Annotated in this window: 11 protein-coding genes; 1 reads left to right on the top strand and 10 read right to left on the bottom strand. The window is 69.7% G+C overall.

Features of this window, described 5'->3' with window-relative positions; translation table 11 throughout:
• The 8 genes from ABZU75_RS42050 to ABZU75_RS42015 all read right to left on the bottom strand — a co-directional run.
• The coding region (locus ABZU75_RS42050; RefSeq protein WP_355567585.1) for a hypothetical protein at nt 1-463 on the bottom strand (463 nt) is incomplete at its 3' end.
• Entirely contained in the window at nt 463-1,404 is a 942-nt protein-coding gene (locus tag ABZU75_RS42045) for a glycosyltransferase (RefSeq protein ID WP_343962563.1), read from the bottom strand. The genes ABZU75_RS42050 and ABZU75_RS42045, both read right to left, overlap by 1 nt.
• On the bottom strand, nt 1,401-2,333 hold the full coding sequence (locus ABZU75_RS42040) for a sulfotransferase (protein WP_355567581.1): 933 nt from the start codon (nt 2,331-2,333) through the stop codon (nt 1,401-1,403). The genes ABZU75_RS42045 and ABZU75_RS42040 overlap by 4 nt, the downstream gene beginning before the upstream one ends.
• Nucleotides 2,334-2,665: 332 nt before the next feature.
• Complete coding sequence (locus ABZU75_RS42035; protein ID WP_355567578.1) at nt 2,666-4,054, bottom strand: hypothetical protein; 1,389 nt, start codon at nt 4,052-4,054, stop codon at nt 2,666-2,668.
• A gap of 386 nt (nt 4,055-4,440) precedes the next feature.
• Nucleotides 4,441-5,703, bottom strand: a complete 1,263-nt coding sequence (gene cysN, locus ABZU75_RS42030; RefSeq protein ID WP_355567575.1) for a sulfate adenylyltransferase subunit CysN — start codon at nt 5,701-5,703, stop codon at nt 4,441-4,443.
• Nucleotides 5,704-5,782: 79 nt separating this feature from the next.
• A complete protein-coding gene (gene cysD / locus ABZU75_RS42025; protein ID WP_355567572.1) occupies nt 5,783-6,697 on the bottom strand; it encodes a sulfate adenylyltransferase subunit CysD in 915 nt (304 codons plus the stop codon).
• 19 nt (nt 6,698-6,716) lie between these two features.
• On the bottom strand, nt 6,717-7,484 hold the full coding sequence (locus tag ABZU75_RS42020) for a 3'(2'),5'-bisphosphate nucleotidase CysQ (RefSeq protein ID WP_355567569.1): 768 nt from the start codon (nt 7,482-7,484) through the stop codon (nt 6,717-6,719).
• Nucleotides 7,484-8,839 (bottom strand): sugar transferase, encoded by a 1,356-nt coding sequence (locus ABZU75_RS42015; RefSeq protein ID WP_350962726.1) that lies wholly within the window; start codon nt 8,837-8,839, stop codon nt 7,484-7,486. The genes ABZU75_RS42020 and ABZU75_RS42015 overlap by 1 nt, the downstream gene beginning before the upstream one ends.
• Nucleotides 8,840-9,085: 246 nt before the next feature.
• On the opposite strand from ABZU75_RS42015, the gene ABZU75_RS42010 reads away from it, so the two are divergent.
• Nucleotides 9,086-9,619 (top strand): 3'-5' exoribonuclease, encoded by a 534-nt coding sequence (locus ABZU75_RS42010; RefSeq protein WP_355567566.1) that lies wholly within the window; start codon nt 9,086-9,088, stop codon nt 9,617-9,619.
• Nucleotides 9,620-9,965: 346 nt separating this feature from the next.
• Here ABZU75_RS42010 and pth read toward each other — a convergent pair whose 3' ends face one another.
• Together pth and ABZU75_RS42000 are read right to left on the bottom strand one after the other, a co-directional pair.
• Nucleotides 9,966-10,571 carry an aminoacyl-tRNA hydrolase gene (gene pth, locus ABZU75_RS42005; protein ID WP_350926825.1) on the bottom strand — a complete coding sequence of 202 codons (606 nt, stop codon included), beginning with the start codon at nt 10,569-10,571 and terminating at the stop codon, nt 9,966-9,968.
• 64 nt (nt 10,572-10,635) lie between these two features.
• Nucleotides 10,636-11,250, bottom strand: coding sequence for a 50S ribosomal protein L25/general stress protein Ctc (locus ABZU75_RS42000; protein WP_355567563.1), 615 nt, complete (start codon nt 11,248-11,250; stop codon nt 10,636-10,638).
• Nucleotides 11,251-11,495 lie beyond the last annotated feature (245 nt).

Below are 11,495 nucleotides of genomic sequence, written 5' to 3'. Positions count from 1 at the left end.
CCCGCCTGGCGGCCGGCGTCCCGGCCCGCCCGGCGACGGCGGGCAGGCCGGGCACCGGACCGTACCCGGTGGTCGCGGACCGGTGGTCGGTGACGGGCGGGATCGACATCACGGCGTGAACGGCCTTGCCCGTCACGGACGGGGCGATCTGCGGGTCGTAGCGAGATGGCGCCGAAGGATGCCCGGTGACCTGCCCCATCACGGTCGGGACCACCGGCAGGTCGTAGCGGGCGGTCGCGCGCGGACGATCGACGGCCCGCCCCACCTCCGACGGAGCGACGAGCAGATCGTGTCGAGCGATCATTGACGGGCGTTCGGCGCCCCGCCCCGGCAGGGGCGGGGCGGCCTGCGAGCCATGGCGCGCGAGCACCGGCAGGCGTTCGACGGCCTGACCGGCCGAGGGCGGGGCGACCTGCGGGCCGTAGCGGACCGTCACGCGCGGACGCTCGGTGATGGGCGCCATCAGATGCCGTGCCCTCGGTGGTGCAGGACGCTGAGCAGGGTCCTCGCGGGGACCAGGCCGGCCGCCACCGCGAGCGCGATGGGTGCCCGGGGCTCGCCGTGGCGGGCGGTGAACGCCCGCCAGGCCCAGCGGCCCGCCTCCCGCCGCTGGCCGAGGGCCGCGTGGTGGAAGGCGAGCTGACCGTAGACCCGCGCCGCGCCGCGCGGATCCACGGCCAGATCAGGGTGCCGGGCGAGCATCCACTGCAGCCCGGCGATCCGGTCGGCCCAGCGGGCCACGTACGAGGAGCCCCCCCAGCGCACCCGGACCAGAGGCCGGTCGACGTGCACGATGGGGTGCTGGGCGGCGGCGCGCAGCGCCAGGTCCCAGTCCTCGTTCTGGCCCTTGGGGGCGCTCTCGTCCACCCAGAGCCCGCCGCGCCGGAACACGAACGTCGAGGAGTGCACCATCACCATGCGCGAGCGCACCAGGTGGCGGTAGGTGACGCGGCTGGTCCCCGCCAGGCGGGGAATGCGGCGCGAGCCGTACTCGACCTCGATGGCGCAACTGGAGAAGCGGGCGTCCGGTTCCGCCTCCAGCGCGGCGACCTGGGCGGCGACCTTGCCGGGCAGCCACTGGTCGTCGTCGTCGCAGAAGGCGACAAGATCGGTGCCGAGGGCCGCGATGCCGGTGTTACGGGCGCCGGGCAGGCCCGGGGTGAGCCGGTTGGCCATCACCCGTACCCCGCGCGAGGGTGCCCCACGCCGGCCGGGTGCCAGTGCCCTGCTGGCCAGGAGGTCTGCCACCTGGTCGGCGACCCAGGCCGGATCTCCGCCGTCCACGACCACCACCACCTCGACGGGGCCGGAGTGGTCCTGGCCGAGCACCGCGAGGGTGGCCGCGCGCAGCTGGTCGGGCCGGTGTCCCCGGGTGGGGATGACGACACCCACCGATGTGTTCACCAGAACCTCCTGTGATAGCCGTACTTGATCATGAGCGGCCAGGTCAGCGCGGTGACCAGGCGCAGCTGCCGGGACCCCGCGGCGGCACGCCAACTGTCGTCCCTGGTCAGCTCGGTGCGGCCGACCGTGAAGCGGATGGGATTGCCCGAGGCGGTGTGCGCCGTCGAGAGCTCCGCCCAGCTGCCCGAGAGGAAGTCGAGGCGGCAGGAGAGGCCGATCCTGGCGACCAGGCGCCTGAGCGTGTCGGCGGGGGCGCCGAGCAGGTCCTCATAGCGGACCCGGGTGACCGGGACGCCCCTGCGGGCGAGGAGTCCGAGGCCGAGGTTCTCACTCAGCCAGTGCAGCGAGGTGCGGGAGGGTGACCAGTGGGTCATCGGACGCCCGTCCTCTGGACGCTCGACCCGCCTGCGCCAGGAGTGCGCGACCGCGCGGGGGTCGCGGACCACGTGAACGACGTGGACGTCGACCCCGGCCGCCGCCAGGCAGAAGGCCAGCGAGGCGTGCTTGCTTGAGTCGATCACGACCGGGCAGTCGGCGACCTCCCCCGCCGCGTCGTACAGATCGCGGTGGACGGCGACATACTCGTCCAGCTCGGCGGTGCCGGGCGTCGGCCACCTGCCGTTGCCCGCCCGCTCCTCGGCCAGCAGCCTGGCCAGGGTCGGGATGCGCCGGGTACGGTCGACGCGGGCCCTGAGCGCGATCATCCGGTGGGCCAGGTCCGCGGACCAGCCTCCGAACGCGCGCATCCCGACCTTGTCCCAGAAGGGACACACCCCGAAGGGCTCGCCGCATCCGCAGGCCTCGTCCGCGAGCACGCTCCTGGCCCAGAGGTGGACGACCTCGCCGAGCGGCACGATGCCGGGGACCTCCCCGAGCAGGCGCTCCAGCAGCGTGGTCCCGCTGCGGCCGAGGCCACCCAGGAAAACCACCCGAGCAGGTGACGGACTATCAGACACAGGCACGAATCCTTACCCGACGGATACGGAACGTGCCGAGGCTAGCGCGGAGCGTAACGGAGAGGTCAGAGAACGGACAAAGGATCTACCCAGCGGATGACCTCCGCACGCAAAGCGGCCACGGCCGACGCCCCCTCGGATCGGGCGGATCAGACTCGGACGGGCAGGCCGACGGTGCCGGGAACGGCTTGACCGAGTTCTTGTTTCGCATTTTTCCGGGGTGGCCTGATGCCGTGACCGAGCCGAATGATCTCGATGAGCGCCCCCGCCCCGGACTGGTCCGGGGCGGGGGCGCTCATCACCGGTCAGGGCCAGTCGGAGCAGGAGAACCAGTAGCCGGCCTGGCTCGACACCCCTCTGTACGGTTCGTCGATCTCAAGGCGCCATTGGCCCGTCTCCCCCTGCCGGGAGATGGGCACCGTCCACTGCTTGGGCACATCGACCGTGCCCGCGGAGTTGATCGTCAGCGAGGTCCACGGGTCGCGGACCCAGGCGTTGTTCGTCTGGGCGCTCTTGCGCGCGTAGGCGTAGCGGACGGTGCCCGCCCCGAGCGCGGTGATCGAGCCCTTCAGCGTGAAGGTGGCAGGCAGGTGCAGGTCACAGGACTCCTCCTCGCTGGTGAACTCCACCTGGGTCAGCTTTGGCGTCGCAAGGGGCAGGCAGGTGGTGGACCAGCTGGCCGTACCGGATATGTGACGGGTTGTGAAGGGGAAAAGGATCGCTACCGTCCCGCTGCCCGGCCCGTGCCTCGGCAGCGACGGCCCGTCGGCATATGCCGAGCCACCGTGTTGAGAGATCTCCACCTCTTGCAGGTTCTGCCCCGGCCGAGGGTCCATGGGGTTCCCGGCGGCGTCGGTCCATATGAACACCGTCTGCCCCAGACCGGAGGTGATCCTGGCACGCAGCGGGGTCGAGACGTTCGGGCCACACGGGCCAACGTAGTGCAACTGGCTCAGGGAGGCGATCTCCGCGGTCTCGGGCGCGCAGTTCGTCTTGCTGAGCAGGCTCGGGCCCTCGTACGGCGCGGGTTCTACGATCTTCAGAACGTAGGGGCCCTCCTTCGAGGCCGAGCCGCGAGGCAGGGCACCGGTGACCTCATGCGATCCGGGGCCGGCGAACACGAGGGGCTGAGGGGTCTCGCTGCCCGGCAACGGACGGCGCGACACCGGGTTCAGCCACTGGTAGCTGATCGTCTGCGCGATCGGGGAGGTGATCGTTGCCTTGACCGGGGTGGTGACCTTCGATCCGCACAGCCCGTGGTACTCGGGCGCGGCGGTGGCGGTCACCTGCACGTCATGGCAGGTCCGGTTGATCGTGGTCTGTACCACCTCGCCGGTCTCGACATGGCCGTTGTCGGTCTGCACCAGGCCGACGACTTTGATCTGCCTGGTCCCCGATTCACGCACCGGGATAAGGATCTCCTTCGCACCGGGCCCGTTCTGGTCCTGCACGTGGGTGAAGACCTGGTAATCGTCGTTGAGCCCGCTCACCTTATAACCCAGATAAGCATTGCCCGGGCCGGTGTAGGTCAACTGCACGGTTACCTTGACATCGTTCCCAGCTCCTCGGCACAGCCCGGCGTAGGTGGGGTTGTCGACCTGAACACCCTGGACTACCACCTGGCCGTCCCCGTCGGCCGCCTGGGCGGGCCCCGGTAACAGCGCGGCGAGTAAGCCGAGGGCGAGCAGAGTCATGACACGCTTCATAGACACCTTCGTTTCACGATCGGAATGCCGTGAACGACAGGGACCGACGCCCTGAGCGGACCGCGACCGCACGGTGACGCCGCGCCCGGTGTCTCCCGGACGCGTGCCATCGGCTCCGGCGCGCGTGACAGAGACTTCGCAGTGCTCGCTCCGCTCGCCGCCATCGCTGCCCTTCCCAGGGCAGCGGCACCCCGCCGTCGCACGCCCACATCACCGTGCTGGACGGCAATGGGAAACGGCTTGCAACTGACTGGGAAGAGGACGGCCCGAAAGTGCCGAACCGCCCACGGCCCGTACCGGGTCTCTCTCTCCCCCCCACGTACAGGGAAGGAAAGCCTCGGTGACGGGCGCGGGCGGCGGGTGCCGGAAAGGGCCTATCTGGCGTCGACGATCATTCCGGCGCCGACCGTGTTGTTGGTGGCCTCGTCCACGAGGATGAAGCCGCCGGTGAGCCGGTTGCGGGCGTAGTCGTCCACGAACAGGGGCTGGGTGACGCGGAGCGAGACGCGTCCGATCTCGTTGAGGCCGAGCGAGGAGGCGGCCTCGTCCCGGTGCAGGGTGTTGACGTCCAGCCGATAGTGCAGGTCCTTGACCAGGGCACGGGCCGTACGGGTGGTGTGCTTGATGGTCAGCTTGGCGCGCGGGGCCAGCTTGCTGGAATCCGCCATCCAGCAGATCATCGCCTCCAGTTCCTGGGAGACGTGCGGCTGGTTGTTCGGGCGGCAGATCATGTCGCCGCGCGAGATGTCGATGTCGTCCTCCAGCCGGAGGGTCACCGACATCGGCGCGAACGCCTCGTCGACCGGCCCGTCGAAGGTGTCGATCGACGAGATGCGCGTGGCCAGACCCGAGGGCAGGTGCATGACCTCGTCCCCCGGCTTCAGCACGCCTCCGGCGATCTGGCCGGCGTAGCCCCGGTAGTCGTGGAAGGCCGGGTCGGTGGCCCGCTGCGGGCGGATGACGTACTGCACGGGGAAGCGCACGTCGACCAGGTTGCGGTCGGAGGCGATGTGCACGTGCTCCAGATGGTGCAGGAGCGAGGACCCGTTGTACCAGGGAGTGTTCTCCGAGCGTGACACCACATTGTCACCGTGCAGCGCGGAGATCGGGATGAACGTCAGGTCCGGCGCGTTCAGCTTGGAGGCGAAGGCGGTGAACTCCTCGCGGATCTCCTCGAACCGCTCCTGCGAGTAGTCGACCAGGTCCATCTTGTTGACGGCCAGGACCAGGTGCGGCACCCGCAGCAGGGTGGTGAGGAAGGCGTGCCGCCGCGACTGCTCCAGCACGCCCTTGCGCGCGTCGATCAGGACGATCGCCAGGTCGGCGGTGGAGGCACCGGTGACCATGTTGCGGGTGTACTGGATGTGCCCGGGGGTGTCGGCGATGATGAACTTGCGCTTGGGAGTGGCGAAGTAGCGGTAGGCCACGTCGATGGTGATGCCCTGCTCCCGCTCGGCCCGCAGGCCGTCGGTGAGGAGCGACAGGTCGGTGTACTCGGTGCCGCGGTCCCGGGAGGTGCGCTCGACGGCCTCCAGCTGGTCCTCGAAGATCGCCTTGGAGTCGAAGAGCAGCCGCCCGATGAGCGTCGACTTTCCGTCGTCGACGCTTCCCGCCGTGGCAAAGCGAAGGATGTCCATCAGAGGTGCTCTCCAGAGGTCGTACGGCGTGCGGCGCGGGACCGCGCGGGAAGAAGGGAGACGGGAGGGTGGGTGGGCACTAGAAGTAGCCCTCCCGCTTGCGATCCTCCATGGACGCCTCGGAGGCGCGGTCGTCGGCGCGGGTGGCGCCGCGCTCGGTGATCCGGCTCACCGCGATCTCCTCGATGATCGCCTCGACCGTCGCGGCACCCGACTGGACCGCGCCGGTGCAGGTCACGTCGCCGACCGTGCGGTAGCGGACCGTCATCTCCTGGAGCGGCTCGTCCTCGTCGCGGGTGATGAACTCGCTGTCGGCCAGCAGCATGCCGTCGCGCTCGAACACCTTGCGGGTGTGCGCGTAGTAGATCGAGGGAATCTCGATGCCCTCGCGCCGGATGTAGTCCCAGATGTCGAGCTCGGTCCAGTTGGACAGCGGGAACACCCGGATGTGCTCGCCCTTGCGGATCCTGGCGTTGTAGAGGTTCCACAGCTCGGGACGCTGGTTCTTGGGGTCCCACTGGCCGAAGTCGTCGCGGAAGGAGAACACCCGCTCCTTGGCGCGGGCCTTCTCCTCGTCACGGCGGGCGCCGCCGAACACGGCGTCGTACTCGTTCTCCTCGATCGCGTCCAGCAGCGTCGTGGTCTGCAGCCGGTTGCGCGAGGCCCTGCGGCCGGTCTCCTCGACGACGCGCCCGGCGTCGATGGAGTCCTGGACGCTGGCGACGACCAGGCGCGCGCCCAGCTGTGCGGCGCGGCGGTCACGGAACTCGATGACCTCCGTGAAGTTGTGGCCGGTGTCGACGTGCATCAGTGGGAAGGGAATCGGCGCGGGCCAGAACGCCTTCTCCGCGATGCGGAGCATGACGATGGAGTCCTTACCACCGGAGAAGAGCAGACAGGGACGCTCGAACTCGGCCGCGACCTCACGCATGATGTGGATGGCCTCTGCCTCGAGGACGTCGAGCTGCGACGTGGTGTAGTCGCGCTGAAGCATCAAACTCTCCTAGCGGGGATTAGCGGTGCAGATCCCGGATTCCAGCGAGCAACGTCGGCGCCAGTCCCGGTAGGGATACAAGGATATCCGGCAGTGAGGGGTCAGGCTGGTTGTAGGCCAGCTGCGAGCCGTCGATGCGGCTGGCGTGGGCCCCCGCGGCGAGGGCCACCGCGACGGGCGCGGCGGAGTCCCACTCGTACTGGCCCCCGGCGTGCACGTAGGCCTCGACCGCTCCGGTGAGCACCGCGGAGATCTTGGCGCCCGCCGACCCGATCGGTACCAGGTCCGCGCCGACGAGAGCGGCCAGTTTCTGGACGAACTCCGGCGGGCGGGTCCTGCTGACCGCGATCCGCGGCCTGGCGTCCGCCTCGGGGGCGGGCCGCACCGGAGGTTCGACGGTGGAGAGCGTACGGCCCTGGGCCGGTAGCGCGACGGCTCCGGCCGTCAGCGTGCCACGCTCCCAGAGTGCCACGTGGACCGCCCAGTCCTCGCGGCCCTCCTCGGCGAACTCTCGGGTGCCGTCCAGCGGGTCGACGATCCAGACCCGCTCGGCACGGAGCCTGCGCGGGTCGAGGCGCTCCTCGCTGGTCGCCTCCTCGGACAGCACGCTGTCGTCCGGGCGCAGCCGTGCCAGGGCCTCCATCAGGAACAGGTGGGAGGCGATGTCACCCTCCTTGCGCAGCTCGGAGGGGTTGTCGAAACCCCGCTCCGCGCGCAGGGCCGCCAGCTTCTCGCCGGCCGTCGTCGCCAACTCCGCGGCGAGTGTGTGATCGTCGCGAACGGTCATCAGTATGCTCCAGCTCCTCGCGCGACAGCCGACCAGGTCTTCCACAGGATCTGCAGGTCCAACATGAGGGACCAGCTCTCCACGTAACGCAGGTCCAACCGTACCGATTCCTCCCAGGACAGGTCAGAGCGACCGCTCACCTGCCACAGACCGGTCATGCCCGGCTTGACCAGCAACCGGCGGCGGACATCGTCACCGTACCCGGCCACCTCCTCCGGTAGTGGCGGCCGGGGGCCCACCAGGGACATGTGTCCCAGCAACACGTTGATCAGCTGGGGCAGTTCGTCCAGCGAATGGCGGCGCAGCCAGGCACCCAGCGGGGTCACCCTCGGATCGTTCTTGATCTTGAAGAGCGGGCCCTGTCCGTCACTGGACAGGGTGATCTTCCGGCGCTCGGCGTCGGCGCGCATCGTCCGGAACTTGTAGATCGTGAACTCGGCGCCGTCGCGGCCCACCCTCGTCTGCCGGAAGAACGCCGGCCCGGGCCCGGAGGCCCGCACGGCCGCCGCCACTCCCACCAGCAGCGGGAGCAGCACCGCCAGCAGCACCCCGGCGCCGATGCGGTCGAACAGGTTCTTGACCACCTGGCGCAGGCCGGAGATCTCGGGGTGATCCACGTGCAGCAGTGGCAGCCCCGCCGCCGGACGGATGGTGATCCGCGGCCCGGCCACCTCCATCAGCGCGGGGGCCACGACCAGGTCCGTGTCGGTCTTCTCCAGCCGCCAGGCCAGTCGCCGCAGCGCCACCCCGTCCATCTCCGGGCAGGCGAGCACGGCCACGGTGTCGGCGTGGACCTGCCCGACCGCGAGCGCGACATCGGAGAAATCGCCGAGAAGCGGCACGCCCTCCACGTCGCCCATCCCGTCGCGCGGGGCGCAGGCCCCGACGACCTCCATGCCGTGGTAGCGCTCCCGGCGGAACCTGCGGACCAACTCGGTGATCGCCACCCGGTGACCCACCGCCACCACCCGCCGCATGCACCTGCCCCGGGCCCGCCTGCGGTGCAGGGAGCGGCGCAGCCCGTACCGCGCCAGCAGGGTGAGCAGTGTCGTCAGCGGGAGCGCCAGCACCACGTAGCCGCGGGCCACATCGGTCTTGGTGAGGTAGGCACCGACGGCGAGGGCGGCGGTGAGCATGAAGCCGCACTGGAGGATCCGCTGGAACTCCTCCGAGCCCAGGCCGATGAGCCGAGGCTCGTAGGCGCGGTTCAGCGCGATCACGCAGACCCAGACGGCGGGCAGCGCGGCGCTCAGCATGACGTACGGGAAAACGTAGGCGGTAACCTCGCCGAATCGAACGAGCAGCGCGAGGGCTCCGGCCAGGGCGGCGCAGATGGTGTCGGCGGCGAGGGCCATCGCGCGGTGCCCCCGCACCCAGTCCGGCATGTGACGGCGCGAGGCCGGCACGACTCCGGCTCCGGACCCGGCTCCGGATACGGCCTGGACTGCGGTCACGTCGCGCACGCGCTCCCCCTGCGTAACCGTTCACAGACAGACAGTTACGTAATGGTAGCGGCGACAAGAGAGGCCCGAAGGTTGAAGACCGAAACGTACATATCTGTGGATGTCGAGGCCGATGGCCCCATTCCGGGACCGTATTCGATGGTCAGCCTAGGTATGGCGGTGGCCGGGCGGATGACCGGAAAGGTCTTTGAACCGGTCGATCCACAGACCCGTACGTTCTACGCGGAGCTGCGGCCGATCAGCGACGACCATGTGCCCGAGGCGCTCGCCGTGAGCGGGCTTGACCGGGAGACGCTGATCCGCGAGGGCCGCGACCCGGCCGAGGCGATGCGGGAGGCCACCGCGTGGATCCGCGACGCGTGCGGGAACAGCGCACCGGTACTGGCGGCCTACCCACTCTCCTACGACTGGATGTGGATTTATTGGTACTTCATGCGATTCGCCGGCGCCTCACCGTTCGGGCACTCGCGCTGCATCGACATGAAGACGCTGTACGCGGCCAAGGCGGGAGTGCCGATCGGCTGGGCGACCAAGCGGCAGATGCCCAGGCACCTGCTCTCCCAGCGACCGCACACGCACAATGCCCTGGACGACGCCATCGAGCAGGCCGAACTCCTCCAGAACCTGATGGCCCTGAACCCACACCCGTCACCGGACCGAGAAGCCCCGTGAAACCGCGGCCACGCCCCGAAGACGCCTCCAAGAAGCCTTCCCTGAGGGACTCCCCGCAAGAACGCGCCCGTGAGGACGCGCCCGTGCTCCATCCCTGAGGGACTCCCCGTGAGGCCGCGCCGGCGACTGGACTGAGGAGAGCGGGCCGTGAGGTCGCGCCGGGGACTGGACTGAGGAGAGCGGGGTCGCGAGGTACGAGCGGCCCCGGTCGACGAGGGAAGGAGCCGGGTAAGAGCGGCCGAACCGCGACGCGCAGCGTCGCCGGCAACTCGTGAGGAACGAGCGCCCCCTCTCGACGAGGGAAGGAGCCGGATAAGAGCGGCCTCACCGCGACGCGTTAGCGTCGCTAGCGAGGAGGTCCCGAGATGTTCAGGTCGCCCGCGTGGAAGGCGTTCTGGGTCGGCTCCAGGCCGACCCTGATCAGCGACTCCACCACGTCGGCCGCACGGTCGACCAGGAACCCGAGATCCTTGCGCTCGGCGGTGGCGAAGTCACGCAGGACATAGCTCGCGGCGTCCATCCGGCCCGGCGGGCGGCCGATGCCGAACCGCACCCGCAGGTAGTCCTTGGTCGCCAGCGACTTGGTGATCGACTTCAGCCCGTTGTGACCGTTGTCGCCGCCGCCCAGCTTGGCCCTCAGCGCGCCGTACGGGATGTCCAGCTCGTCGTGGACCACGATCACCCGGGCCGGATCGACCTTGTAGAAGTCGGCCAGGGCCTTGACCGGTCCGCCGGACAGGTTCATGAAGGACAGCGGCTTGGCCAGCACCGCGGGGACACCCGCCAGGCGGCCCTCCAGCACCTCCGAGCGCGACCTGTGCGCCTTGAACCGCCCACCGGCGCGCGCGGCCAACTCGTCCAGGACCATGAACCCCGCGTTGTGCCGGTTTCCTACGTACTCCGGCCCGGGGTTTCCCAGGCCCACGACCAACCAGCGGTCCACGATCGGCATCCCCTTCATACGCGCGTCAGGGCGGCCCGGAACCGGGCCGCCCTGACAGATCTAGCAGAGAAAACTACTCGGCGCTCTCGGCACCCTCGGCGGCCGCGCCCTCGGCCGGAGCGGCCTCGGCGGCCTCGCCCTCGGCCGCCGGCTCGGCGGTCGGGGCCGCGGAGATGATCAGGACCAGCGCCTCGGGGTCGGCGGCGAGGGTCGTGCCCTTGGGCAGCTTCAGGTCGGCGGTGGTGATCTGGGTGCCGACCTCCAGGCCCTCGACGTCGACCTCGACGCCCTCGGGGATGTGGGTGGCCTCGGTCTCGACCGAGACGGAGACGAGCTGCTGGTCGAGGATGCCGTCGGCGACCTCACCGGTCACGATGACGGGAATGTCGACGGTGACCTTCTCGCCGCGCCTGACGAGCAGGAGGTCGACGTGCTCAAGGAAGCCCTTGATCGGGTCGCGCTGGACGCCCTTGGGCAGCGCGAGCTCGTCGACCGCACCCTCAAGGCGGATCAGCACGTTCGGCGTACGCAGGGCGAGCAGCAGCTCGTGACCCGGCAGGGACAGGTGCCTCGGCTCGGAGCCGTGTCCGTAGAGGACGACGGGCACCTTGTCCTCGCGACGGATCTTGCGGGCGGCGCCCTTGCCGAACTTGTCGCGGAGCTCGGTGGTGATTACCACTTCGGACATGACTGATCTCCTAGGGATCTCGAGAATCGGAAGATGCGTTCCCCCTCACCCGCCCTAGCGGAAGGCGTTACGAACGCAACCTGACAAGCCTACCGTGCTTATTGCCGTGTTGATTGCGACGCTAGCGCGTCGCGGTTCGGCCGCTCTTATCCGGCTCCTTCCCTCGTCGACCGGGGCCGCTCGTTCCTCGCAACCCCGCTCTCCTCAGTCCAGTCCCCGGCGCGGCCTCACGACCCCGCTCTCCT

The sequence above is a fragment of the Streptosporangium sp. NPDC005286 genome, from assembly GCF_040607515.1.
Taxonomy (GTDB): Bacteria; Actinomycetota; Actinomycetes; order Streptosporangiales; family Streptosporangiaceae; genus Streptosporangium.
The sequence above is the reverse complement of the archived record's forward strand: the minus strand, read 5'-3'. Positions and strand labels throughout refer to the sequence as shown.

What these genes read in the sequence shown, in the direction of transcription:
- ABZU75_RS42035 (WP_355567578.1), bottom strand. Translation starts at nt 4,054, where the DNA reads ATGACTCTGCTCGCCCTCGGCTTACTCGCCGCGCTGTTACCGGGGCCC.
- ABZU75_RS42020 (WP_355567569.1), bottom strand. Translation starts at nt 7,484, where the DNA reads ATGACCGTTCGCGACGATCACACACTCGCCGCGGAGTTGGCGACGACG.
- cysD (WP_355567572.1), bottom strand. Translation starts at nt 6,697, where the DNA reads ATGCTTCAGCGCGACTACACCACGTCGCAGCTCGACGTCCTCGAGGCA.
- ABZU75_RS42000 (WP_355567563.1), bottom strand. Translation starts at nt 11,250, where the DNA reads ATGTCCGAAGTGGTAATCACCACCGAGCTCCGCGACAAGTTCGGCAAG.
- pth (WP_350926825.1), bottom strand. Translation starts at nt 10,571, where the DNA reads ATGCCGATCGTGGACCGCTGGTTGGTCGTGGGCCTGGGAAACCCCGGG.
- cysN (WP_355567575.1), bottom strand. Translation starts at nt 5,703, where the DNA reads ATGGACATCCTTCGCTTTGCCACGGCGGGAAGCGTCGACGACGGAAAG.
- ABZU75_RS42010 (WP_355567566.1), top strand. Translation starts at nt 9,086, where the DNA reads ATGGTCAGCCTAGGTATGGCGGTGGCCGGGCGGATGACCGGAAAGGTC.
- ABZU75_RS42015 (WP_350962726.1), bottom strand. Translation starts at nt 8,839, where the DNA reads ATGGCCCTCGCCGCCGACACCATCTGCGCCGCCCTGGCCGGAGCCCTC.